We start from the raw sequence: 26,160 nt of genomic DNA, 5'->3' as shown, positions 1-26,160 counted from the left end.
TAATAGGTTTGAGTCTCACAGCTTGAACTGCCCACTCAAAGCAAAATATATGATTGCAGCTAATTCGATTGCAGTAAGCCAGCTATCATGTATAGTTATGGAAACACTACGTTTTTCGTTGCGGTTAATTTAATTCGAACAACCGATAATTTTCATTGAATTGCGTCTGGTACAGTTCTAAATTTCTTTCACCGCCGCCACTTTACATAGCGCAAACAGAGACTCTCGTATCCACCGATGGACCGGAATATTTTCGGTACGTGCATGCCACGCTAGCCGAATAATTCCTGGACGGATAGTTATAGGCATCTGAACAATAACTAACTGTTCAAAACAATTACTTGTTTCAACAGTTTTCTTAGGTAGCACACTTATAAGGTCGGTCTGCAATAGTACATGCGGCGCAACTGCGAAATGATTCACAATCAAACCAATCTTGCGCTTGAATCCCTGCTCTTCTAATTGTCGATCGATAAACCCCTGACGCCCAGAAGTGCTGACAACTAAATGCCGTGCATTTAAAAAGACTTCCCGATCGAATCTTGCTTTAGCCAGCGGATGGTCACGTCGCATTACGCACACATACGGGACGGCCCCGAGCGGAGCAGTACGAAGCGCAGAGTCTTCGATATTTCGATGCACGCCAGCGGCCATGTCCAAATATCCATTCTCGAGCGACTGCGTCATATCCTCCACGTTATGGGGCAAAAGGTTAATACTTATGTTGGGAGCCGTTTTTTCCAAAATTACATATAACGGGATGACGCTTTGTGAAGCAACAAAATCTGACATTCCAAATTTGAGTGTCGCGATTGCTGATGCAGGATCAAATATATCCGGATCTACAGCCGCATCAAGCTTTGCCAAAGACTCATGAATTGCCGGCCACATTAATTTCGCGCGTGGAGTCGCGGAAAATACACCATGTGTCTTTACAAAGAGATCATCACTCGTGAGGTAGCGCAGTCGGTTTAGCGCGTTGCTGACTGCAGGCTGCGACATATGTAAGTTCCGCGCTGCGCGCGTCACGCTCATTTCCGACATCACCGCATCAAAGATTCGAAGAAGGTTAAGATCGATATTTTTGGGCGTCACATTCGTCCCCTGCAAGGGCACCGTAGCTACGAGTTGAACTCAGCAAGCACACGGTTCTAGGTATCGAAGACTGATCATTGGCGTATTCTATGGGCATGAACCTACGCCAGATCGAAGCTTTTAAAGCCGTAATGGAAACGGGCACCGTAACGCAAGCTGCGGCCCGCCTTCACATCGCGCAGCCCTCCGCCACCAAGCTCTTGCAAATGTGTGAGCGCAGTGTTGGCATGCCTTTGTTTACCCGTGAAGGCGGTCGTCTCACACCGACCGCCGAGGCTCACTTGCTTTATGAAGAAGTTGAAAGAGTATTCCAAGGCGCAGAACGAATCAATCAGGCCGTCGCCGAAATAAGGGCATTGCGACGCGGTACCCTTTCGATTGGAATGATGCCGGGGATGGCGTTTGGATTTGCGCAGGAAGTCCTATCCCGCCTCGAATCAGCCCACCCTGGGATTAAGACCCAACTTCACTCACGCGAAACAACTAAGCTCGTCGAGCAGTTAGCAATGCAGCAAATCGAGCTGCTATACACATCAAGGTCTATCGATCATGCAGACCTCAGAGTGGAACGGATATGCCGCGTGCCACTTGTCTGTATCTTGCCGAAAGGCCACGAGCTAGGACAAAAAAAAGAGATCCGTCTCGCGGATCTCCGCAATGAACGCCTTGCATGCTTCACCTTGGGGACTCAGCTTCGTGGTCTCACTGACCTAGCTTTCGAACGGGCTAAGGTTTCGCGCGTCATTGCTCTCGAATCCATGACGGCCCCTCCGATTTGTGCATTCGTAGCCCGTGGTCTGGGCGTAGCTATCGTAAACCCTCTTCATATAGGAATGTGCGCCCCGTTGCTATCAATTCGCCCCCTTGTCCCGACATTAAATGAAGAAATCGTGATGGCATCGCCCCGTTCGCGCAAGCTCTCACGATTGGCGGAAGCATTCGCCGATGAATCACGGAAGCTTGGTAGCCAAATTGAGGCGGATCCGATGTGTATAGCCTCGAGCTATGCCTGACCGAAAAAATTGAATTCGACGCCAAAAATGGACGTTCGTAGCATTACAGCACACATCACTATTAACTAATCCCGTGTGTTGAAATGAACGATCCATCGAATCACCTCGGAGTAGCCGGCCTTCCCGACCACGGCGTCGTTAGCCGTATCGCGGAGTACGTCGTCCAGAACCGCAGCAAGCGCTCTTCAGAGTTCGCAAGGGAATCCGCGCTGAAGCGAATCTATGATCTGTTGAGCGCAGCGGCGGCTGGCAAGTCGGAGCCAGGAGTAATCGCAGTTCGAGCTACAGCTACGAAGCTTCTCGGCGCCGGTTCCGCTCCTGTATGGTTCGCGGGCGTGACTGGATCGCCTTTAGCCGCAGCATGGGCTAATAGTGCGGCAGCCTCCTCACTCGACCTGGATGACGGTCATCGGCTAGCACGGGGGCATCCTGGGGCTGCAGTGATTCCCGCTGCTTTTGCCGTAGCAGAGGAGACCAGTGCCGGATTGGAGGAGCTGATCACCGCGATTGTTATCGGTTACGAAGTCGGTGTGACTATAGCTTTTGCCCGTACCGCGTACGGCAGTACCGGAACCTGGGCAACGTATGCCGTGGTTGCCACATGCGCAGCTCTGCGCGGAACTCCGCAAGATGTGCTTGAGCATGCACTGGCGATTGCCGGGGAAAGCGCGCCCAACCAACTTTTCAGCAGCGCGCCACCGTTCTCGTTACCGACGCCTGAAGGGAGCGACCTGAAAGAAGGCATTCCATGGTCAGTGGTCACCGGCATGCTTGCACTCGAGTTGGCCGAGGAGGGATTTACCGGCCCTCGAAATCTATTGGAAAGCACCCTTTTCTATAATTTCCGCAACGCACCCGCTTTGGGCGAGGCGCAGCACATCTGTACCTCTTACTTCAAGCTGTATGCATGCTGTCGACACATCCACCCGCCTATAGATGCAAGTTTGCAATTAATTCGGCAACATTCTATCGATGCGAAAGATATCGAAAAAATAGACGTTGAGACATACAGCGGCGCACTGCGGATCACGAACAAGACTCACCCTATCAGTCTCGTCGATGTCCAATACAGTATTCCATTCTGCCTCGCCCTAGTTGCCGTATATGGTCCATCCGCGCTCCTTCCTCTTGCATCGGACGTATTGACTCTTGAAGCTTTGCCTGACTTGGCGCGAAAAGTCTCAGTGACTCTTGACGCGGAGATTGACTCGAAATTTCCGGCACAAACGCTCGCGCGTGTCACGATCACCAGCAAGGGACAGCGCTTCACGTCCGAGATTACTGCGCCACGAGGCGAAGGGGGCGATCCCCTTAGCTGGCTAGAGCTTGAAGACAAGTTCACCGCGGTTACGCAGTCAGCGTTGAGCGATGATCAACGGAGGTCGGTGTTCGGCGCCATCGAGCGGCTGCGTGATGACGGCGATCTGAGGCAGTTGCAGGCTTGCTTGTCCGAGTTGAGTTAAGCGGGCGATCTACCTCGCAGGTCGCGGCCTTACCCGTTACGGCGCTCAAGCCTTTGGCATTCGGCTGCTTCAGATTTCTTTATATCAGCGAGCAACTAGGGAACACCGAAATCAAAGAAGCGACTGCGAAAAAATCCCCCTTGCCCCGCGCCGGCAGGCTGCGTTACCTACGTTGACGAGTATGAACTGAGCGAGTCTTAGGGACGACGAGCAATCCGCATTTTGCAGCTAGCTCACTAAGCCCTACTAAATCACGTTGGAGTACGAATGAAGATCAATGAAGTCAAGATTTATAGAACCAAGATGGCTCGCCTGCACCCAGTTTTAATTGAGGTCATCACGGACGATGGTGTAGTCGGTGTCGGCGAAGCGGGAATCGCTTACGGCCTGGGCCAGTCGGCTGCAGCAGGTATGATTAAAGACATCGCCGAACGCATCCTTATTGGACAAGATCCGTCTCGAATCGAGCCCCTTTGGTCTGAAATGTATGACCACACGTTTTGGGCCAAAGGCGGAGGACCTATCGTCTTCGCAGCAATTAGCGCTATTGAGATGGCGCTCTGGGACATCAAGGGAAAGGTGCTTGGTGTCCCGATTTACGAACTATTCGGGGGAAAGTTCCGCAACGAAGTAAGGGTCTACAACAACGGTTTTGGACAGGATCACATGGAAGTGAAACCGTTCGCAGATGCTGGCGAACGCGCAGTGGCGGAGGGATATGACGCTCTCAAATGTTATCCCTTTGCCTATCGAGACCCGGATCCGCGTGCGACGTCAAAGCACCCATCGTTGCGATCATTGGATAAGCACGTTTTGAAATTAGCCTTTGAAAAGGTGAAGGCGCTGCGCTCGGCGGTTGGGCCGGATATTGACATTATGCTCGACCTCAGCGGTGGCCTCAGCTCGGACGAAACAATCAAATTCTGCCGAAAATTGGAAGATCTGGACATCTTCTTCATCGAGGAACCATGTGATCCGTTCGATGTTGGCGCGCTCAAGAAGATTTCTGACCAGGTGCGCATACCGGTCGCAGCCGGGGAACGCCTTTACACGAGATATGGTTTCCGTAAGGTCTTTGAATCGCAAGCTGTAGACATTGTACAACCAGACATTTGTCTCACTGGCGGCCTGATGGAAACCAAGAAGATCGCCGCTATGGCAGAAGCGTACAACATGCGGGTCCAACCGCATGTCTGCGGGAGCCCTGTGGCAACGGCAGCAGCGCTTCAACTCGGTGCTTGCATCTCCAATTTTGCGATACAAGAAGTCTATCCTTATTGGCAAACCGCCTCAGACTACGTCGAGCTGACCGACAACCCGCCCGAGGCGCGCATCAAGAACGGAAAGGTAGATATCCCGGATCTTCCCGGACTTGGAATCAATTTGGTTCAAGAAGTGGTAAAGCCGTACTTGTGGGATACGGTGAAGACCCACTGAAAAGGTGATGCATATCGATTCTTTCATCGATCGAACCGACATACGACGTTGCTACAGATGCCCATCGGGCAAAGAGGTTTATATGGTTATGGGCTTGCGGTCTTCTTTTGCTGCGGCGACTTTTATCGCTGCAGCCCTTGGCTCGTTCTTGACGCCCGTACATGCGGCCACCACCAAAGATAAGATCCTTGCCGAAAAAAAGTTGACGGTTGGGATACACAATGGGAAGCCGTGGGCTTATCGCCTGCCCAACGGCAGTGTAGAGGGCTTCAATGTCGATATTGTTCGGGCGGTTTTTCAGCCTCTCGGTGTGAAAGATATCGATTTTGTCGTTGGTGATTTTGGCTCTCTTATTCCGGGACTTATATCGAACCGGTTTGATATCGTGGACTCGAGCGTCGTGATCACCCAGGAACGCTGCAAGTTGGTGGGCTTCAGCAACCCGGAGCTTACTAGCATCGACGCCCTGCTGGTAAAGAAGGGAAATCCACAGCACATCACCAGCTATCGCGATGTCATCAAGAATTCCGCGCTAAAAATAGGTGGAAGCCGCGGTAGCCAACAAGCTATAAACGTCTCACTTGCCGGCGTGCCGCCAGACCAAATTCAGCTTTTCCAAAATACGGAGTCGACCGTATCCGCGTTACTGGCGGGACGCGTTGACGGCGTTACATTTACTTCGGGGACAGTCAACGCGCTTTTGGCTACGCCTCAACTTGCTGCCTCTGTGGAGCGGGCGAAACCTTTTACCGGTCGCACCGACTCGTCGGGCAAACCGGTCGTGTCATTCGAAGCGGCAGTTTTCCGGTTGCAAGACAATGATCTGCGGGAGCTTTTCAATAAACGGCTGGCCGAACTGAAGGCGGACGGAACAATCGCCAAGATCCTGGTGCGATATGGTTTCGCTCCTGAAGAAAAAGCCCCGGATGGATTGACTGCCTCCGCCATTTGCACTAGCAAGAATTAGGAGACTGCGTCAAGTGAGCTTCTTCGCAATCCTCGCTGGAATTTGGGAGGGCTTTGGCGTTACGGTGGAAGTCACCTTATATAGCCTCGCCTACGGTGTTCCTTTCGCATTGGTTTTCGGCATCCTGCAATACAGCGCAACAGGAATGCGCAGGGGCGCTGTCACATCCGTGATTGAGTTTTGGCGCAGTTCGCCCGTCATCGTCTTACTTTTTGTCTTCTACTACGCTGCACATCAACACTTTGAAGCCGAATATCGACTTGAACACAACGTGGGCGAAACACGTTGGTTATTAGTGCGGGGACAAGGCAAATATAGGGAAAACGGCTCCCTCGCTTCAATTCTGGGCTTTACAATCGACATCACCGCACGTAAAGAAACAGAATTGCGATTTGCATCGGAGGCCATGCAGGAGCGCGATGCGCGTGAGCAAAGTGATCGAAATGTTCTAGCAATGGATCAATTCGTAAGTGCGGTAACTCATGAATTACGCTCGCCTCTTAGTGCAATCACCTCGTGGGCGGAATTGCTCGACCGAACTCAGGATCCGACCCATTTGCAGCAAGCCGCGTCGTCCCTGAAGCGCAATGCTCGACAACTGCATTTGATGGTGGACGACCTATTGGATACGGGTGCAATTGTGTCAGGAAAACTTTCAGTCCACCGCCGCCCCGTTGATTTAAATGTTTTGGCGCATGACGTGGTCAGCGATCTTGCGTGGGACGCGCAACGCAAAGGCCTAAGCATTAATAGCGAGTGGGAACCATGCTCAGTTCTGGGCGACGAGGCGCGGCTCAAGCAGGTTGTATGGAATCTGATGTCTAATGCAATCAAATTCACAGATCAGGGCGCGATTTTTGTGTCGGTTCGACATGATGCGAACATGGCTATCCTGAGCGTAGAGGACACGGGTTGCGGTATTGCGCCCCATGTGGTCTCTCGCGTCTTTGATCGCTTTGAACAAGCGCGTTCCGACGTGGCAGGGCGCATCGGAGGTCTTGGCTTAGGGCTTTGGCTCGTCAAGAATCTGATTGAAATGCACAAGGGCACCGTCGAGGTTCTAAGTCGCGGGATCGGTGAGGGGACTACTTTTCGTGTCCACCTGCCGCTACTCGATTCAGAACCGCTAACCCGTGGCACCTAAGGTAGCGGCTATTTCTTGAAGCTTAGTGGAGGCCCTTCGTTTAGCACCCCCCAAAAGACCCCTAGATCCCGCACGGCGTCCATGAAGTCGTTAAATTTTACCGGTTTGACCACATAGGCGTTGACACCCAACTCATAACTCTTGGTGAGGTCGAGCTCTTCGCGCGATGACGTTAGCATCACGATCGGAATGTGTCGCAGCATGCCATCCTGACGGATCTTCTGAAGAACTTCGTGGCCATCAAGACGCGGCAACTTTTTGTCGAGCAAGATCACTGCTGGGTAAATGTCGCAGCGGGCGGCCCATTCGCCTTCGCACCGCAAATATTCAAGCGCTTCCACGCCGTCTCGCACAACATCGATTGGGTTAGAGACGTTCGCTTTTTCCAGCGCCACCATCGTCAGCTCAATATCGTTGTCGTTATCCTCGACAAGCAGTATCGGTCGTAGCTCTGCCATTTTTAGTGTCCTTCAATATTGCCGGTTTTGGGGATACCCTGGATCCACGCGCCGTTGCCTGCAGCAGAAAGTCGAGCAAATGCTGCGGCGGCTGTTTCAAACTTCGCCCCACTTTCGGGTTTCGCGTTGCATGGCAATGTGAAGCCTATGGTCGCGCCCTGTCCAGGCGTTCCTTGCGCGTGTACAGTTCCACTGTGCCGCTCCGCAATGCGTTGAACCGTCGCTAATCCGATGCCTGTACCTGAGTATTGTTTGTCGTTGTGCAAGCGCTGGAAGATGCCAAAGAGCTTGTTCACGTAGCGCATGTCGAAACCCACGCCGTTGTCGCGCACAAAATACCGTACGCAAGGCCGCCCACTGTCGTTCACCATTTCACCACCGATCTCGATCACCGGATCATGCCGCTCGCCGCTGAACTTGACAGCGTTTCCGATGAGATTGCGCATGGCGAGTTGGAAAAACACTGGGTCGGCTTTGATCGGCGGCAGGTGGCGAATCTGCCAATCAATCTTCGCGCTTTCAGCATTGACCTGATGCTCCGCAACAAGCGACTCGACCATTGCCCGAACGTCGATTGTTTGCGACTTCAACGACGCACGACCCAATTGAGAGAACGCTAGCAGATCATCGACCAACTCACCACCAAACATCGCTGCATCACGGATGCGACTCAAGTAGCCCTTCACGCGCGGCGAGAGATCGTCTGCGGCAATCTCTGCAATCAGGTCGGCGAAACCAGTGATATGACGCAATGGTGCGCGCAAATCGTGTGACACGGTGTAAGAAAAGCCTTCCAGTTCCTTATTGGCACGCCCCAGTTCCAGCGCCAACTGCGCCAGCTCTTCCGCACGCCTTAGCACTATGCCAAGGAGCGCCGTGCGAAACTCAGTTGCAATCTCAATCTCGGCACGGCGCCAGGGCAAGGTTCGCTTACGCACCGTCTCGGTCCATGTCTCAAAGCTCTCGCGAGGTGATCGCGCGCTTGGAAGGTCCGAGAGTTTCGACCGCGGGTCCCCTGCCCAATCGACCGTACGAACCACTTCCTTTCGAAACCAAATTACATAATTGCGAAAAACCTTCGATACGGACACAGCAAGAAATCCTGCGTAGTCGGCGGTCGCTTCGAATGCATCGCAATCTTGTGTCAGGTAATCGGTGGAATAGACATCCGCGGTACGCGCATCCAACCAGCTCACCAGCGAATCGACTTCGGTAGCGCTCGGTGTTAGTCCAACGAGGTGCGTTTGGCCTTCAAACACAATTGCCGCTCCGCTCGAAGCGGTAAAACTCAGCAAATCCGCAGCATCTTCGACCAGCGCATCAACAAAACTGTCTCGGTCGGCCATCGACGCGAGCAACCGGGTTAAGGTCAAACGCAGTTCCAAACGGTAGGTTGATTCAGCCTGCGTTTCACGCGCTTCAACCTGCAGAGAGAGGATTTGAGCAATATGTTCGCATGCAGTTCGAACTTCGAAATGCGGCAAGCGAGGCGTGGCGTGATGGCACGAGATAAGCCCCCAGAGCTGGTCGTTAACCACGATTGACATCGACATCGACGCGAGCGTACCCATATTCTTCATGTACTGCAAATGGACGGGCGAGACACTGCGCAAGGAGGCGTAAGTAAGGTCGGCAGGTTTGCCGTCGTCTGGATGATCGGCGGGAACCAGACGTGCAGCCTTATAGTTTGCATCCGCGATGAGGCGGATGCGATTGAGGCGATATAAATCACGTGCTTGGGAAGGGATGTCTGAAGCTGGGAAGCGTTGACCCAGGTATGATCGATAATCCCCTTCCAGCGCTTCAGCAAGCACATGCCCATGGCCTTGCTCGTCAAAGCGATAGACTAGAGTGCGGCCAAAGCCGGTAATCCGCTGGATTTCGTTTGCGGCCAGTTGAGACAGTTGAACGACAGAGCGTTGTTGCTGCAAGTCATTCACGAAGTTACGAACAAGCGGGTACATCGAAGCGAAGACGTCCACCGTCCCCCGCGCGGGTTCTAATTCGATAATTGTCTTTCCGTGGAAGCGATGCACGACAACAGCAAAAGGGCCGCCCAAAAGTACACGTTCGCCGATCTTTTCGATCGCACCTGCGTACAGGGGAGCCCGTTCAATCGAGCGGTCGCGAATTACGGTCTGCACCATCCCAGCAGCCGTTTCCCCAATCACAGCAGCATACGGCTTGCGTAAAGCATCGACCGGGCTTATTCCCAAGATTGGCTCAACGGTTCCACTCACCTGAAGCACGTCGCCGTCATCGTTCACGCAAAGCAGGACACCATGCGGCTGGATACCACCGGGAGTATGGATCGGTTCAGAGGCGCAAGCCTGGTCTGCGCTTGCGGATACATTCGAGACGACATCTGACATGGCGTATCCTGATAGTGATACCAGGATTTTGCCATATCAACGCAGCAACACCGACCATCTTGGCAGAAACAAAGTTTATTCCCACAAACGCGTGCGCAAATTAAGCGATCCGCGTTCGCGTCGAGGTGTTCATCGAGTACAAATCGTATTCAGCCCTAGCGCTTAGATATTCGCCGCTGAGTGAGCCACAAGTGAAATGCACTTTTTACAGTTGCAAAGCAATTGTTCATTCACCGTTGCGTCGATGATAACGTCACTTGTGGCCATAGGCGACGTGGTCTGCTCGAAGCTCGGGAGAAAGAGCTTGTAGACGTGGAAATATTGGCGTCATTGGCGGACCGTGCCTGCAAAATAGTTAAGGCTGTAGTCAGGTCTTCGTATTGGCGGATACCATCGACCATGCCTGCCATTTTTTGAAGGTGGTATACCCGTCGGCGCTACGCGATAACCGGCGCCCAACTTCAGTCATAGACCCCTCGCCCAATGCGATTTAAGATTCCGAATTTGGGTGCGACAGGCGCAGAAGTTCCGGTTTTGTAGTCTCGCTGGTTAAGACCCCGAGTTGCTGATCCGTTCCTTACCTATGACACGGCAAGTCACTACAAGTTGGTAATCGACAAACATCGTGTTATCGTACTTTTGTCAGAAGGTAATTGCATTGATTCTCGACCCCGGTGGCCTGGACACAGCCTTACGCAAAATCGCGAATAGCGTCTTTTAGAACGCTACTCTTAACTTAGAGTGCACTGTGCCTATCGCGTATTCTCACGACACCGAATTTCAGCTTCCCATCCGAAATTTCAGAACGACGCGACGCGTGCTACAGCTGATTCTCGCTGGCGCCATTGCCGTTCCGCTGATTTGCCTCCTCCTATTTACTTACCTTGATCATGAACGACGTTTCGACGACGCTAACGACGCAACCGACCGGCTTGCGCGCGTCGCCGAGGAGCAGGCGGTCAAAGTGTTCGACCTCAATAGCGTCATTCAGGCTCAAGTTGTGGATGTGTTAAACAACGACGACGGTACCGCCATACGTCAAAAACAGAAAGAACTGTACGAACGGCTTAACAAATTGGGCGGTGGCTACCCGCAAGTAAGCGCCATCTCGGTCTTTGATGCTGATGGGGCACTTTTGGTAACCAGCAGAATATTTCCCGCGCCGCCATTTTCGGTAGCCAATCGCGAAGATTTTGTCCATGCACGCGAATTGGAAGGCCCGGCTTACATCTCTCACTCCACACATGCCCCTGACGGCGAATCTGTTTTTTGTACCACTGTTGCCCGCATGGACGCGCACGGAAAGTTTCTGGGTGTGGTGACGATTGCCTTGCGGCGGCGGTATTTTTCCACTTTCTACCGAGAGCTTCAAAATGGCAATCCCGCGCTCGCGCTCGGACTGTTTCGCTCAGACGCACATGTCCTCGCCCGCTTTCCTGCACAAGCAGATAACAAAATTCAGAATCCTGCATCGGAATTTGCTCACGCGCTTGGCGAAGGCCAGGCCTACGGTCAATTCCAATTGATTTCGAGCATAGACGGCCTCGAAAAATATGTATCCTTTCGAAAAGTTGCCGGTTACCCGCTGTATGTGTCGGCGGGAATGTCGATTGCCGCGATCAGATCAGCATGGCTTCAAGATGTGCTTTTAGCATCCTTGATCGCTCTAGTGCCCAGCATTATCTCATCGTTGCTTGTGTTCTTCTCATTGCGTCAGCTTGCTACGGAACAAGCTGCTTGGGAACGGTGGCAAGCAGAAGTCGCGATGCGGATGTCTGCTGAAGCGTCCAGCCGGCAATTGCAGCGCATGAGTGCGCTTGGCAATCTGATTGCAAACGTGGCCCATGATTTTAATAATCTGCTGATGGTGGTCACGGCGAACATGACACTCATCAAGCGCCGGCATTTCTCTGATATAAGGCGCGAGATCGATGCCATAGAAACGTCGGTTCAAGGCGGCGAAGCTCTTGGCCGCCGTCTGCTCAGCGTGGCGAGGAAGCGCCCTCTTAAACGCGAATCCATCGACCTGAATGACTGGATCATAACCGCGCGTGTACTCGTGAACGCGGCCGTCGGTGCGCGCATTAATGTCCAGGTCAACCTGCCGCCTGACCTATGGTGCGTGCTCTGTGACGCTACGGAACTTGAATCTGCCGCGCTTAATCTCGCTACCAACGCGCGGGACGCTATTCCGAGCGGTGGCCTGCTGGTGATCCGTGCGCAGAACATCAGCATGACGACAACCGATGGGCTCCTTCCAGCTGGTGAATACGTGCTGCTGTCATTCACGGACAATGGCGTAGGCATGTCCGAGGCGGTGCGTCAGCGAGCATTTGAGCCGCTATTTACAACCAAGTCGCAAGATGCGGGAACTGGACTGGGTCTCTCGCAGGTCCTCTCAACCTGCGAGCAATCGGGCGGCTCTGCTCGAATCGATAGTACGGTCGGCAAGGGTACAACCGTTCGCCTATATCTGCCCAAAAGCCGGCAGCCAGCAACACTGTGCAAATCACCCACGACTGAACACTTGGGATCCGAAATTGTTCCGTCCACTAGGTCGGTTTTGCTAGTGGAAGACAACGAAGGTGTGGCTGCGGGCATTCAAGCTGTACTGGAGACCTTCGGGTGTTTGGTGCAGCATCAGCTTACGGCAGATGCCGCGTACGCTGCGCTCGAGAGCGGGGAGAAGTTCGACGTGATTCTTTCCGACGTCCAGATGCCAGGCAACCTCAACGGCATCGACTTGGCGACTCGAGTGCGCGCAAAATGGCCAGCACAACAGTTTGGCTTGATGACGGGCTATACGGACGAGATGGCCCGTGCGCGGGCAATGCGCCTCAAGGTATTCGCCAAACCGTTTGATATCGAAGCGCTCGCTCGATTTGTAAGCTTGGGCGAGCCGCCTCTAGAAGTCTAATTCGAGATCTAATCGGAAGCTGATTTGTGCCGCAGTGCGCCCATCGTTTTAAAAACCGCAAGCGCTTGGGGAAAAAAATTGCGGCTTGACTTGTCAGTGATGGAGGCGTTGATCACGGCGCCATTGTTCTAACCGATACACTTTGTTTTGAACGAACGTCGTGGAGCTTGGGAACTTGCCACGGTAGAAGTTCATTGACCCGGTTGATCGCGAGGTCAGCGATGTGGGCGAGCACGAAACGCAGATACGCGTCGGGATCGACGTTATTGAGTTTTGCCGTGCTGGTAAGACTGTAGATCGCGGCCGCACTTTCGTCGCTCTGGTCGGCGCCGGCAAACAGATAGTTCGCGTCTCGCTGTTCGTGAAGTTACCTCTCACTTCAACGCCCGATGACTATGCCGCGCTTTTTCCTTAGAGTTTCTAGGCCAAGCGGGGCACTGTCAAACCTGCCTATACATGGCCGGACCACCGATAAGGCCGACCGCTGTGATTTCGTTTCGCCCGTAATTGCGCGATTCTTTGCGCACTTCGTATCCATCTTCATCTCGATGCAGCCGAGCTATGTGCTCCGCAACAGTGGCAACCTCGTTGCGCACGGCTGCAAGATCACGCATCACCAAGTCGTCAGGAAGCGACTTAAGACATTCTAGTAACGTTGACACGCCAGGTTCCCCAATGTGTTTTGTAGTCGATGGCCGCTTGCGTGCGGTATGCGACTATTCTACGTTCAGTCGGCGCGTGTCAATTCTGATCTGTCGCCACCCTGTTGGGGACGTCGTTATCCAATCGCTTGCGATATTTCGATCTTATATGCAGAGTTCTCCATAAACGGGCAAACTGCTCTTCGCGGGGTCAGCTCGCGCGGGCCGGCGTCAGCCCGCAGTGATGAGTCTGATCCAATCGGCCAAGCTGAACGTATGTTTAACTGAAAGACGTTTTAAACCGACTTCCCACACAACCGGCTTGCCGTATCGAGCAGTTGCTATCGCATATATGGCAATGGGTACCTTGAAAATTGACCACGTTCGTAACGTCCCCAACTCTTTGGTCCCCGCTCGCTAGACGACAAGTACAATGCACCCATGAACACCAAGCAAAGAGCCCCGATATGCAAATCCTAAGCGAAGCTGAACGACAGGCAATCCGCGCAGTGGCTGAAGGCGACCGGTCCCAACTCGATTCTGCGCGCCGTGCGTTTAACCGCGCTGCTCCGCGCCACGGAGTCGCGTCCTGTGTCGAACTGCTGTTTATGTCCGAAGTCTTGACACCCGTCCCGGACCTGCTACTTCGATCGGACTATCGCCGGGCGTTACTGCGGCAAGCTGCTTAGCTGCTGCACGTAACCCTGCGGACGTTCGTTCGTCGGCTCTCGGTCCTCTATTGAATACGCCTTCACTGCGCGCTTACAGTCGTCCTGTCTGACGGCTCACAATGCATGCTATCTCATGAATGCGAAACAGCGAGCCATACTGTAAGTAAGCCGGTGCATGACACGTGCTATATAGGCGAGCCGATAAGAAGTTCGTATTCCGGCTCAAGGCATACGTCGTCAAGTGCCACCGTTTGAGAGGCTCCTTGACGTTTTGCCTCGGGACGAGGATCGTAACGCGCGTCGAGATAGATCGGCGCGTCTGTGCGCAGCGGCAGGATGGTCACCATGAGCGGTACGGACAACACGTCACTCGGAATATCTGAAAGCGAAATTCGCCACGGCAATCCGTTAAAGAAATGATCGTCAATGAGCGTAGCGCCTGCGAACAGGCGTGCAACGTCACCTCGATACTGGATCGATAAATAAACGTTGCTCAATCCGTCAAGCGCGTTTCGGGACAGATTGATCTGCCATGCCGCCGATCTGCCGAAAGCTTCGGGCGCAGGTTCAACACTCGCGTTCGCTGGGCCACCCTTCTTTATTGGCGGCACGTTCTGCGCCTGCCGGAGCCCAATCGTTTGAACATCAAACGACCTCAAGTTGAATTGCGCTGCGTAACTATCGAACCCGTCGCCAGTTGCCTCACGCGTAAGCGGAAGCGTTGCGGGTGGTATGACCTGTAGCGGCGGATAAAAGTCGACTTGCAGCGCCGTATTCGTCGTGCGAAGCACGATCTGACCGTTCAACACGAACGCTTCGGCGTTGGTTCGCACGAGCCGCCGCATGCCTTGAAAGGGCAAAACAGATGTGCGCTCGGCATCGTGCGCTGAAAGAAGAAGCAGCGTAAGGGTGTGACCGTGCGCCGTGATCACCTTGATGCGAACACCCGGTATCAGGGTCACGACTAGAGCGCCATCAAAAAGCCGCGACTCCAAATCCGGTGACAACTCGTGCAACGTCTCAGGCTCGAAAGCAAATTCAGCCGGGATTCCCTCGACTGCCCTAAACACAAAGATATCGCCCTCCGGTGTGGCAAGGCGAGTCATGGGCTGCGCGGTCGCATAGCGTAGCTCTGCGTCAATCATCTGAAATGCGACAGGCCAAACAAAGTAGACACCCGATCCGACGTCGACGGGGCAACTCGGTAATAACACGGTGCGGGTTTTCAGCCGTACCGAGAATCGCACGCCCTGTTGAGTCGGCATCGCGTACTGCCGCACGTGATTGTTCACAAAAAGGAACCCGCGCTTGCCATCGGAGCGCGCCGAGAACCGCAGTGTCTCAAGGTCATTGGCCCCCTTTGGCTGCTTAGTGGGCGCATGAACTGCGTAGGTCGCGAGCATTTCGCCCCATTCATGCAAAAACGCATGCATCGGACGCAGCTTGCCGAGCACCGGATGTGCCTCGCCATTTGCACCGTATGGCGCCTGAAAGTCATAGTTAATGATTGGCAGATCGTTCCATCCGCCAGTTGCAGTGGACTCTTGGCCTTCACGCTCACCTGGCGGGTTGCGGCCACCGTGAAACATGTAATAGCCGTAGAGATTCACCCCCGACCCAAGTTGAACCGGCAGCATCGCGGCAATGTCGTCCGCATTGATAACCGGGCGCCGCCGGTACATCGTTGGCACGCCACCCCCGTATTCAGCGCCGAGGAACGGCGTGTCGTTGACGACTTTGTCGGCGTCGCCTTCGCCTGCACCTTGCGTCTGCGCGCCCAGGTCCCCGCCCACGCGGCTCGTGAATCGGAAGGCATAAACCTCATTGGGAGCGGATATAGTTGGCGAAATGCCCCAGGGAACATCCGGATACCCGCCGAAGACGGGGGCCACCTCGCCGTGTGGAAATACCGCCTGATCCCAGCCCGTAATCGTGTAGAGCGGTGTATCAAGTCCAGCGGCAAGCGCGAGGCTTTTTAGCTTGGCAATGTGTACGGAACCTTGCCCCGGGCCAGTCAAGTTGTACTCGTTCTCGAGCTGCACGCCGATTACCGGTCCGCCGTCTTTCCACAGTTCACCGTGCAATTGCTCCGCAATCTGCTGGTAGAAACGCGCAACAAACCCAAGATAAAGCGAGTCGTTTGATCGCGTGGGAGTCTGGTCAACAACCCATCCAGGTACACCGCCAAAACGCACTTCTCCATGCGCCCATGGGCCAATGCGTGCAAACATTAGCAAGCCTTGCCGCGCGCATGCCGCTACAAAGCGCCGTAGATCACGTCGCCCGCGCCAGTCGAAGCGGCCTGCCTCGGACTCGTGGTGGCTCCAGAAGACATAGCTTGCGACAATCTCGATGCCGGCGGCTTTCACTTTCGCCAATGCGCCATCCCATAAATTTTCAGGCACCCGCGAATAGTGAAACTCGCCCATCACGGGGAGCCACGGCTTGCCGTCACGGAGAAGGTACCGATTGTTGATATCAATCGTTGCACCACCCGGCGCGCGGTTTGTTCCCAGCTGGAGCAGCCCGGCGCGCGGTGGATCGATTGGCGCACTCACGTCTATCGTAAGAAGCGTTTGCACGTCGGAGGACGTCGGCAGCGAGTAAGCATCAACCGGCGCACACAGGGAAGGTCGTGCTCGGCTTGCAGTCACGTTGCGGATCCGTTTTCCCACACGCACACGTCCCCAGTGCCGAGGCGATTTGTGCCGAGCACGAAGTGCGCTCCGTCCGGCGCTAGCGAAGAGACCGTTTTCGCGCCAAAATTGAACGCAAAAGTAAGGGATCCACGGCGACGGATGCGCACGCCCTCGGGCAGCATGGTGACACGTAGCCCTGCCGTATTCGCCGCCTGTTCCAGCAAGGCGCGATGCAGGGCGTGGGTGAGCCAACCAGCTACGTAGCGAATCCGTCCTTTCGCAACGACCGCCGGCCATTCGTCACCAAAACGTGCTTTCACTACGCTGTCCGAATTGGCCCTTACATGTTCGCGCCAATGCACCGCAGTGCCCTTCGTCGCGCCTATCGACGTTGTAGGCGCAAGACTCGACCGTAGCGACTCAACTTCAAGTACCTGCATGGGTAGCACGCGCTGCAAGACACCAGGCGGCAGACCGGCAGGAAGAGCGAACTGTGGCGTCTTAGAGCCGCTGCGTGGACCGAACACCCATTGCGCGGAACTGCGTTCAATCTGCTCGACGAGCGCATCGTCGATGACGGCAATGCTCGGCACGACCACCATGCGGTACGCAGAGAGGTCCGCGTGTGCCGAAACGATGTCGACGTCGAGTCCCATTTCGCGAAGTGCCTCGTAATAGTCGAAGGCCAACATTTGATAGTCAAAAGTTTTGCCGTGACGTTGTATCTCGCATATCCACTGCGTTTCGTAATCGAAGATCAATGCGACGTCCGCTGGTGTCGTTGCAGGAAGGCGCGACAGTACGCTAGACGCTGCGATCTCGCGCGCCACCTCTTGGACTTCTAATCCGCCCGGAGACAGCTCGTTGTTCGGCAAATTAAGGCCCGAATGCATCTGCTCCTGCGCATACGGGCATTGCCGCCATCGGAAATATGAGACGAGTTCCGCGCCATGAGCGAACGCCTCAAGGGCCCACAACCGCACCATGCCTTTCGCGGGCACCGGGTTCCACGGCGCCCAGTTCACCGGTCCCGCCTGCTGCTCCATGATCCAGAATCGTCCACCGCCAATCGAGCGATAGCGGTCATGGTCAAAAGCCGAGACATCGGGGTGTGAGGTGCGGGCGTAAAGCGCCTTCTGCTCTTCAGGCAAGCCGATTGATTCGGTGCGCGCAATCGGGTAGCTATCCCAGGCGGCCACGTCGATCGCTTTGTCTTTGACGAACTCGTAGTGATCGAACGTGGTAAAAAAGCCCATGAAATTGTGCAGCACATCCGCTGCCGGTGCGAGCCGCCGCAAAACGTCGACCTGCTCCCGGTGGAAGCTCGCGACCTCGGCCGACATAAAGCGGCGAAAGTCGAGCAGGTGAATAGGATTGGCATCAGTCGGCGTGAGGTTTGGTAGGCCGATCGCGCCGAAGCTCGGGTATTCCATGCTCCAAAACACGTTGCCCCAATCCTCGTTCAATCTTTCAATGCGCTCATAGCGTTGTTCTAGCCACGCCTGAAAGCGCGTGAGCGCTTGTCGTGAGTAGCTCGGCACCGTCTCGTGGCAGCCAAGTTCATTATCCGTTTGCCAGGCGACGACTGCTGGATGCTTGCCATAACGTCCTGCCATCTCTGTGACAATGCGCAAGCATTCACGCCGGTAACTTGCACTTGTGATGTCGTAATGACGGCGCGAGCCGAAATTCCAGGACGTACCATCGGCACGGACCGGCAGGACGTCCGGGTATGCGTCGATCAACCATTTTGGCGGTGATGCCGTTGGTGTCCCGAGCACAATTCTGAGGCCGGCTGCGGCAAGCGTCTCGATGGCTTCATCAAGCCAAGCCCACACGTACTCGCCTGCTTTCGGCTCCATCCGGCTCCATGCGAATTCCGCAATCCGCACATGAGTGATGCCGATTTCGGCCATCCGTTTTGAATCGTCGGCCCACATTGAGCGGGGCCATTGTTCCGGGTAGTAGCACACGCCAAGTTGCATAAAAAATCTCACAGTAATTGAAAAGGTTGGCCTTTAACCCTTGCTCGCACCGAATGTCAGCCCCGCGACAAAGTGCTTTTGCATCGCAAAGAACATCAATACCGAAGGTAGCGCAGCAAGCACGGAGCCCGCGGCGACAAGGTTCCATGCTGTGGTCCACTGACCCTTAAGTGCGGCCACCCCGACCGTAATCGGCGCGGCTTCATCACCTTGTGTGAGACATAACGCCCAAAAGTAGTCGTTCCACACAAATGTGAAAACCAGGATGCCAAGCGCAGCAAGTGCGGGCCGGATCAACGGCAGCACAATGCGCGCGTAAACCGTCCACTCGCTCGCGCCTTCTACACGCGCAGCCTCGATCAGCTCGAATGGCAACTGCTTAATGAAGTTACGCAGGAAGAGCGTGCAAAAGCCCGTCTGGAACGAGACGTGGAAAATTACAAGGGCCCATACCGTGTTGAAGAGGCCTACTTTCAGCGCCATGTCGCGCACGGGGATCATCAGGATTTGAATAGGAACAAAGTTCCCAGCAACGAACGTGAATAGAACCGCGGTGTTGCCAGGAAAGCGGTACGTTGCAAGCGCAAAACCTGCCATAGACGCCAGCACTATCGCGCCGATCACCGACGGCACGGTGATCAACACGCTATTTGCGAAGTAATGCAGCATTGGAGTCTGCGCCAGGGCTGTCCCGTAATTTTCAAACAGTGCGAAGTGCTTGGGCCAGCCCCAGTAGTCGCCCTGGGTCAACTCATCGCTCAAACGGATAGAGGTCACCAGTACGGCGAGCATTGGCAGCAGCCAAATCACGAGCGCGATCGGAAGCGACACCTTGTAAAGCGTGCGGTTGATCGGTTTCCAACGTTCAACAGGAAGTGGATACATAGGATGACTCCATTAATCAACGTTCTTCGCGCAGCATGCGGCGTAGGTGGAACACGATGTAGACAAGCATGATGGCGAACAGCACGACGGCGATTGCGGCTGAAAAACCTTCTCGGTAGTACTTGATAGCTTGGTCATACATGTAATAAGCAAGCACGGTGGAACTGTCGAAGGGGCCACCCCCACTCATCACGGCAATCAGGTCGAAACTGCGCAGCGCACCGATCACAGTCAACACCACAGCCATGAATGTGGCCGGGCGCAGCTGCGGCAAAATTACATGCCAGAGAAGGCGCAACCCTCCCGCGCCCTCCATGCGAGCAGCCTCCACGACCTCGGGGTTAATCGACGTGAGGCCCGTCAGATACAGCACCATGCAAAAGGGTGTTTGCGGCCAAAGCGCGGCGAAGATGATGCCAAAGGCGACGGTGTGGGGGTCGCCAAGAACTGGGATTCCGTGCCCTACAAGCACACGTAGGAGCCCGAAAGCTGGATCGTAAAACCAGCTGAATACAAGCCCAACCACCACGCCCGAAAGCACGAAGGGCGCGAAGAACAACGATTTCACAAGGCGCATTCCACGTATCTGTTGGTTCAAGTACAGCGCGAACATGAGCCCAAGCGGGGGTGCGAGCAAAAAGAACGCTAGCCAAATGAGGTTGTTCTTAAGCGCCGTGTAAAACGTGTCTGAATGAAACAGCTCAATGTAATTATCTAAACCGACAAAGTTCTTCGGCGTCATGCCGTCCCAGTTATAAAAACTAAGCGAGATGCTGCTTACAATTGGATAGATCACGCACAAGCAAAATAGCAAGCAGCCTGGCAACAAGAATAAAAACGCGGCACGGTGCTGACGGTGCCGCGTACTGGACGTGCGTGGACGCTGTTGCGCCGGCAACCGGGCGGCCATGGGTGCAGACATAGATTTGCCTCGCGGAGGACAAAAGGTGAACGCGAGCATCGTGACGACACCCGCGGCGCGTAGAGCTACTTCTTGTAAATGCGCTTGCGCGTCTGTTCAAGCCGGGCAAGCACGCTGTCAAGTTGCGACGGATCGCTGTAGAACTGCTGCATCGCCTTCATGCCTTCGTCAGCCATTTCTTTCGTCATGTCGCGGTCGTAAAACTGCGCGATGCCACCCTGCGTGCTTGATAAGATCTGGAAGCCCACGCGGGAGATCGCATCGTCTGGCGCCGCCGCTTTACTGTTCGACGGTAACTGCCCCCATCCCTGGGCGAGGCCGGCGTTAATCTCGGGCTGTTCCATGAATGCTAGAAGCTTGTGTGCGTCGGCCTTATTCTTCGCTTTAGCGGGAATCAACAACACGTTGACCGGACCGTCTTCCGCCATTGGTACTTTCGTGTCAATCACGGGGAAGCGGAAGAATCCAGTCTGCGACTTGACCGACGCCGGAACACTCGCCGAGAAGAAGGTGCCCATTAGCATCATGGACGCCTTGCCATTGGCCAGGAACGGCGCGATAGCGTCCAAGTCGAAGGCGAGCGCATTATCGATGAAGTAGTGGTCCTCAATGAGCGTCTTCCAGACGGTATAGACTTTTTTCACACGCGCGTCTGTGTACGGAATTTCCCCCGCCATGAGTTGCTGGTGAAACGCGTTGCCGTTGATGCGTAGGTCAAGGTAGTCAAACCATGCGGCAAGGGTCCAACTGTCGCGCGCGGCGACGGCGATCGGTGCTACACCGCTCGCCTTTAGCTTGTTGCAAGCGTCGAGAAACTCCTCCCAGGTTTTTGGCTCGCTTTTGACGCCTGCCTTTTCGAAAAGGTCCTTTCGATAAAAGAACCCGTAGGCATCGTAACCAAGAGGAGCTGCGTACTGCTTACCTTTGTATGTCGATGCCTCTTTGACTGATTTGTACTGCTCCGACCATCCGCCTTTGCTCCAGTCCGGCGTCAGATCTTCGAGCAGGCCACGTTGTGCGTAATACGCCATGCGTTCGCCGTCGTGCCATGAAACCACGTCGGGCGGATCGGTAGCGAGCCAACCGCCCATCTGCACCTTGTATGCTTCTTCGGTGATATAGGTCACCTTAAGATCAACATCAGGATTGGCTTTCTTGAATTTGTCGAACGCGTCCTGCCACGTCGAGCGCTGATTTCCGCGTGCTGATACGTTCACTGTTAGTGTAGCAGCGTCGACCGACGCTATAGGCGCAAAGCCTAAAAGGACAGTCGCTGCGGCCGACGCAACGGCTAAGCGACGAATACGGCCTTCAATCCGGTCTGCAATCATCTTTTTGTCTCCTGTACTACTTTGTTTGCCGGTTGCGAATGCACGCGGCGGGTGAACCCGCTCTATGGCGGATGGCTGTCAATTTAGTATGCGTTTGCTTCTACACTGCAATCAGTGCTGGGGTGCGCAACGCGCGCGTGTGCGCGACGCCGTCAGAATCAAACAAATGGCATGCTTGGGGCGGCACGTGAATGGCCATGCGCTCGCCCGCTCGCACGGCTGTATCTCCCGGTGCCTTTGTAATCAAAAGGCCGTTCGCGTGCTCGGCATGAATGTAGCTATGTTCACCAAGACGCTCAGCCAGCGCCACCGTAGTATTTATCAAGGGATCGTCTCCCTCTAGGCGCAGATGCTCGGGCCGCACGCCGACTGTGACAGGCTGGCCGCGGCGCAGGCGCTCACCATTTACATGCGCGACGAGGCGGCCTTCGCCTTGTGCGAGCTTCACGCTTACGCTGCCCGGCTCGGTAGCGTCCACGACCGCGTCGATAAAGTTCATGCGCGGTGAGCCGATGAACCCGGCAACAAACCTTGAGCGCGGATGGTGGTACAGATCAAGTGGCGTACCGCACTGTGCAATGCTGCCCAACCGTTCCGCGTCGGCGCCCGCGTGCAACAGCACAATCTTGTCGGCGAGCGTCATGGCTTCAATCTGGTCATGGGTTACATACACCACGCTTGCATTCGCGAATTGCTGGTGAAGTCGTGCAATTTCTACTCGTGTCTGGCCTCGTAATGCCGCATCCAGATTGGACAGCGGTTCGTCAAAGAGAAACGCACCGGGTTTACGCACGATTGCCCGGCCGATAGCCACGCGTTGACGCTGACCGCCCGATAGCGCTTTCGGATGTCGGTTAAGGAGCGCGTCAAGTTGCAGGACGCGGGCGGCTTCTCGTACACGGCGTTCTATCAAGTCCTTCGGTTGTTTTGCTATCCGTAGCCCGAACGCCATGTTTTCGAACACCGTCATGTGCGGGAACAACGCGTAGCTTTGAAACACCATCGCGATCCCACGCTCGGCGGCAGGTACTTCATTCATTCGCCGACCATCGATGAGCAGTTCGCCTTCGCTCAACTCCTCGAGGCCCGCAATCATACGCAACAGTGTCGACTTTCCGCAGCCGGACGGGCCCAAGAACACACAGAACTCATGCTGACCGATGTCGAGAGTTAGCCGCCTAATCACCGGTGCGTTCGTTCCGTAAGATTTTTGAACGTCTTTAAGAAAAATCGCTGCCACATCACCTCCGAATTTAAGCGCTTAAATTACCGACGCGGAAAATTTAGGTTGCGGACAGCGAGTTTAAGCGCTTAAATTTGAGGTTTAGAAGGAAAGTCATCGTTTTTTGTCTCCAATGTGTTTCGTAGAAAGTTAGCAACGCGCCACCGGTTGCGCAACATTTGAATAGCAATCCCTATATGTGGGAAATTAATGGTAACGCTCGTAGAAGTCGCTGCATTAGCAAAGGTAACTGCAGCGACAGTTTCTAATGTCCTTCGCAACCGCGACAAGGTCCGCCCTGAAACTGTGGAGCGTGTACTCAACGCAATAAATGAACTTGGTTACAGGCCAAACCTTAATGCGCGAGCCCTAGCAGAGGGACGCTCGTCGATGCTCGCATTGATGCTCTCCAACCTATCGAACCCGTTTTATCCTGAGTTTGTGCTTGCAGCCGAGCGCGAAGCGCGCCGCGCGGGCCGATTTTTGATGGTGTGCAACACGGATGACAATGCCGATATTGGGCGCGCCTATCTTAATCAGATTGCCGGCACGCTTGCTGACGGTGTATTGGTGATGAACACGGACATTGCTATCAACGAACTTTGTGTCTCCGCTATGCACCGTGCCCCGATCCTGCTCTCGATGTGGGAGCATCCAGAGGATCCACCCGCTTTGCCTTGCGTCGCTGTAGATTTTGCGCATGCGGGAGCGCTCGCGGCGCGTCATCTGCTTGAGCTTGGACACCGCGCCATTGGCATGCTCGTTGGCGACGGCTCAGGTGGTCTGCAGGATGCACGTTCAAGCGGATTTAAAGCAGTGCTGCATAAAGCCGGATTGTCTGTCGACGTGCGCGCGACGCTTACCATACGCGACTCAATTGACTCAGGCTACGCCGCGTGTATGCAACTTATGACCGCTATGCCGCACCTGACCGCTCTATTCGCAACCAATGATTTACTCGCAATTGGCGCAGTTCAAGCGCTTTTGTCACAGGGATTGCACGTACCTGACGACGTCTCGGTGATTGGCATAACGGACATTCAACTGTGTCATCAAGTCCATCCAGCGTTAACAACGATCGCAATCAACGCGGAGGCAGTTGCAGAGTTGTCGGTCCAGAGTCTCATCAAACTGATCGACGCGCGCGGCGAACCGCCATCTATGGTGATCGCACCGCAGCCGAAGCTAGTCGTGCGGGCTTCGACAGGTCCTCGCGCCTATTGAAAGCAAAAGCATGCGCACACCTTGGAGCAGAAGCGGTCCTCGCAGCGGTGGCAATCGCAACGAATGACCCTTCGGAAGCATCTGATGCATTCAGGGCCGGTTGCAAAGCACATCTTGCAGACTCTAATTGACTTCAGCTTAAATAAGCAGACTCGTTAATAGTCCCTATTCAGATATCCTTATTATTGCACAATGGATGATTGGTTCCGACCGCTAAACGGACCGTCGTGCGTGCGGAAAACGTTCCCTCAGAGAAGACCTCCGTCGGTCTGGAACCGCGTAGTGGGTAGCCGGTTCGAGCGCAGTCCGCGCCACGCCTCTCAGGCGCCAGCCGCCGGCCCGCTAGGCTCCTCGTTTTTGCGCGGTCCCCGTTCGCGTCGCCCATCGACAAAAGTTCCTTTATGAACGTTGCGAGGAGGGCGTCGGAATCACTGACAAAGCCGCCCAGCAGCGTGGCGGCGCGTGCCTTAAGGTCCGCCCGCAGGCTTTCTGCGTCCTCTGGCGCGTGGAGCAACGTTTGTAGCGCTGCCTGCGTCTCTAAATTTGCAAGATTGCGTACATCGCGCCCGAGCAGTTCAGCGACTGCCAGCGCTGGGTCGGAACCCACCGCTTCCAGAAGGTCCAGGCTTGCTCAAAGCTCCGTTCGATATTGCCGGCTTGGATGTAATTGCGCAGGACGAAAAGGATGTCCCCAGCGTCCGTGTTTTTCTGCAGACGACGGTCTTTCCACGCGAAGAGCTTGAGCAGGACGAGGCGGAAAGTGTCACCGCGGGCGCCCCGAGGTCCTCGCCGACGTCCACGGGTTCTGCTGTATCGACCGCCTCCTGGAATCCATGAACCGTCATCAGAATATCGCCGCCCGGTGGCCAGTGGATCTCACCGGGTGGCCCTTCGATTTGGCCGAAGGGAACTACGTCGAGCTCGATCTCGTAGTCGTCCCGGCTGCGCTTGAACAAGAACTTCTGCTGCTGTTTCGGGTGACGTCTAAATCGCTGCGTTTGTAATAGCAGGTGGATCAGCGTGTTGTGCAACTCCCAACTCACCGCGCAGACTGCTAAGTCGACACCACGCGTGGCGACCGGGGCCTTAATGTCGTGAAGCCTAGTTTTGCTGACCGGCGCATCAGTTGCCAACGTAGGGCGAATATGCCCGGCACACCGCCCTCAGTTTTCTAAAAGCGACGCGAAGCTGCTGGAATCTGTCAGCATCGTCATTCGTATTCAGCTCTGGGGCCCGGCGCACCGCCTCAGCCACAACGGGTGTGGCAGAGACGAAGCGGTGCTTGCGATTGACGCCGTATTTGAAAACGATAATTCGACCGGGCGTCGATCTCCTTTTAGGAAGTTTATTTAACGCGCTTGTCCGTGAAGCGCGCCAAGATACGACGACGCAGCTCCGTTGCCTCAAGCTGATTGACCGCGTCCTGCGTCATCTGGTGGCAATGGAGGTGCGCAAAGACAACCCCGCTTCGTTGATGCTCGTTGGCCAGGCTTGGCCAGAAGACGAGTCCACTCCGGTATTCCATCGGAGGAAGACCACGAACGCCCGCAAAATGTGTGTGTCGCGCCAGCGGATGCTCCGTTCAAAAAGCTTCGAAGCGTGGTGATCGTCGCCCTGTTTTTAGCTACCGGTATTGCGTCGGCCGAATGCAGGCAACTTGACCTTTATGACCTGGACATTGCCGGTCTTCGATCTGATGTGTACATCGAGAAACGTGGACCGCGCATCGCTCGGCGTGTGCCACTCGAGCCATTCTGCGTCGATGTTCTTCGCG

At 54.8% G+C, this 26,160-nt stretch carries 17 protein-coding genes and 3 pseudogenes; 9 read left to right on the top strand and 11 right to left on the bottom strand.

Going from position 1 to position 26,160, the window contains the following annotated elements; all coding sequences use genetic code 11:
• Positions 1-177 precede the first annotated feature (177 nt).
• On the bottom strand, positions 178-1,095 hold the full coding sequence (locus ASG35_RS20030; RefSeq protein WP_156393282.1) for a LysR family transcriptional regulator: 918 nt from the start codon (positions 1,093-1,095) through the stop codon (positions 178-180).
• Positions 1,096-1,184: 89 nt separating this feature from the next.
• Between ASG35_RS20030 and ASG35_RS20025 the strand changes: the two genes are divergently transcribed.
• The 5 genes from ASG35_RS20025 (at position 1,185) to ASG35_RS20005 (ending at position 7,119) form a co-directional block, all read left to right on the top strand.
• Positions 1,185-2,108: a LysR substrate-binding domain-containing protein gene (locus ASG35_RS20025; protein ID WP_056361534.1), complete on the top strand. Its 924-nt coding sequence runs from the start codon at positions 1,185-1,187 to the stop codon at positions 2,106-2,108.
• Between the two features lie 83 nt (positions 2,109-2,191).
• Positions 2,192-3,571, top strand: a complete 1,380-nt coding sequence (locus ASG35_RS20020; RefSeq protein WP_082508492.1) for an MmgE/PrpD family protein — start codon at positions 2,192-2,194, stop codon at positions 3,569-3,571.
• 267 nt (positions 3,572-3,838) lie between these two features.
• On the top strand, positions 3,839-5,008 hold the full coding sequence (locus tag ASG35_RS20015) for a mandelate racemase/muconate lactonizing enzyme family protein (protein ID WP_056361532.1): 1,170 nt from the start codon (positions 3,839-3,841) through the stop codon (positions 5,006-5,008).
• A gap of 82 nt (positions 5,009-5,090) precedes the next feature.
• The gene (ehuB, locus tag ASG35_RS20010; RefSeq protein ID WP_056361529.1) at positions 5,091-5,975 is read left to right on the top strand and encodes an ectoine/hydroxyectoine ABC transporter substrate-binding protein EhuB; all 885 of its coding nucleotides are present in this window, start codon (positions 5,091-5,093) and stop codon (positions 5,973-5,975) included.
• A gap of 13 nt (positions 5,976-5,988) precedes the next feature.
• On the top strand, positions 5,989-7,119 hold the full coding sequence (locus ASG35_RS20005; RefSeq protein ID WP_056361525.1) for a sensor histidine kinase: 1,131 nt from the start codon (positions 5,989-5,991) through the stop codon (positions 7,117-7,119).
• A gap of 8 nt (positions 7,120-7,127) precedes the next feature.
• On the opposite strand, the gene ASG35_RS20000 is transcribed toward ASG35_RS20005, so the two are convergent.
• Both ASG35_RS20000 and ASG35_RS19995 read right to left on the bottom strand, forming a co-directional pair.
• Complete coding sequence (locus ASG35_RS20000; protein ID WP_056361523.1) at positions 7,128-7,577, bottom strand: response regulator; 450 nt, start codon at positions 7,575-7,577, stop codon at positions 7,128-7,130.
• 2 nt (positions 7,578-7,579) lie between these two features.
• On the bottom strand, positions 7,580-9,949 hold the full coding sequence (locus tag ASG35_RS19995; RefSeq protein WP_056361519.1) for an ATP-binding protein: 2,370 nt from the start codon (positions 9,947-9,949) through the stop codon (positions 7,580-7,582).
• A gap of 817 nt (positions 9,950-10,766) precedes the next feature.
• On the opposite strand from ASG35_RS19995, the gene ASG35_RS19990 reads away from it, so the two are divergent.
• Complete coding sequence (locus ASG35_RS19990; protein ID WP_082508490.1) at positions 10,767-12,866, top strand: hybrid sensor histidine kinase/response regulator; 2,100 nt, start codon at positions 10,767-10,769, stop codon at positions 12,864-12,866.
• Positions 12,867-12,978: 112 nt separating this feature from the next.
• On the opposite strand, the pseudogene ASG35_RS30935 reads toward ASG35_RS19990, so the two are convergent.
• Positions 12,979-13,212, bottom strand: a pseudogene (locus ASG35_RS30935) (transposase domain-containing protein); the annotation flags it as partial.
• A gap of 494 nt (positions 13,213-13,706) precedes the next feature.
• Between ASG35_RS30935 and ASG35_RS31550 the strand changes: the two are divergent.
• Positions 13,707-13,878: pseudogene (locus ASG35_RS31550) on the top strand (IS66 family transposase); the annotation flags it as partial.
• A 485-nt stretch (positions 13,879-14,363) separates the two neighbouring features.
• On the opposite strand, the gene ASG35_RS19975 reads toward ASG35_RS31550, so the two are convergent.
• The 6 genes from ASG35_RS19975 to ASG35_RS19950 form a co-directional block, all read right to left on the bottom strand.
• Entirely contained in the window at positions 14,364-16,853 is a 2,490-nt protein-coding gene (locus ASG35_RS19975; RefSeq protein ID WP_235527632.1) for a beta-galactosidase, read from the bottom strand.
• Entirely contained in the window at positions 16,829-18,802 is a 1,974-nt protein-coding gene (locus tag ASG35_RS19970; protein WP_056361506.1) for a beta-galactosidase, read from the bottom strand. Before ASG35_RS19970 ends, ASG35_RS19975 begins: the two co-directional genes overlap by 25 nt.
• Positions 18,803-18,835: 33 nt before the next feature.
• The gene (locus ASG35_RS19965) at positions 18,836-19,687 is read right to left on the bottom strand and encodes a carbohydrate ABC transporter permease (protein ID WP_056361503.1); all 852 of its coding nucleotides are present in this window, start codon (positions 19,685-19,687) and stop codon (positions 18,836-18,838) included.
• Positions 19,688-19,703: 16 nt separating this feature from the next.
• A complete protein-coding gene (locus tag ASG35_RS19960; RefSeq protein WP_056361502.1) occupies positions 19,704-20,609 on the bottom strand; it encodes a carbohydrate ABC transporter permease in 906 nt (301 codons plus the stop codon).
• Between the two features lie 65 nt (positions 20,610-20,674).
• The gene (locus ASG35_RS19955; protein WP_056361501.1) at positions 20,675-21,940 is read right to left on the bottom strand and encodes an ABC transporter substrate-binding protein; all 1,266 of its coding nucleotides are present in this window, start codon (positions 21,938-21,940) and stop codon (positions 20,675-20,677) included.
• 100 nt (positions 21,941-22,040) lie between these two features.
• A complete protein-coding gene (locus tag ASG35_RS19950; RefSeq protein WP_056361500.1) occupies positions 22,041-23,180 on the bottom strand; it encodes an ABC transporter ATP-binding protein in 1,140 nt (379 codons plus the stop codon).
• 192 nt (positions 23,181-23,372) lie between these two features.
• On the opposite strand from ASG35_RS19950, the gene ASG35_RS19945 reads away from it, so the two are divergent.
• The gene (locus ASG35_RS19945; RefSeq protein WP_056361499.1) at positions 23,373-24,386 is read left to right on the top strand and encodes a LacI family DNA-binding transcriptional regulator; all 1,014 of its coding nucleotides are present in this window, start codon (positions 23,373-23,375) and stop codon (positions 24,384-24,386) included.
• A gap of 334 nt (positions 24,387-24,720) precedes the next feature.
• Here ASG35_RS19945 and ASG35_RS32530 read toward each other — a convergent pair.
• A pseudogene (locus ASG35_RS32530) lies at positions 24,721-25,531 on the bottom strand (nucleotidyl transferase AbiEii/AbiGii toxin family protein); the annotation flags it as partial.
• Between the two features lie 137 nt (positions 25,532-25,668).
• On the opposite strand from ASG35_RS32530, the gene ASG35_RS31540 reads away from it, so the two are divergent.
• Positions 25,669-25,992, top strand: coding sequence for a hypothetical protein (locus ASG35_RS31540; RefSeq protein WP_156393280.1), 324 nt, complete (start codon positions 25,669-25,671; stop codon positions 25,990-25,992).
• The last annotated feature ends 168 nt before the right edge of the window (positions 25,993-26,160 follow it).

This window comes from Burkholderia sp. Leaf177 (genome assembly GCF_001424345.1).
Taxonomy (GTDB): Bacteria; Pseudomonadota; Gammaproteobacteria; order Burkholderiales; family Burkholderiaceae; genus Caballeronia.
Note: the sequence above shows the minus strand (reverse complement) of the source record. Positions and strands in the feature narration are given on the sequence as shown.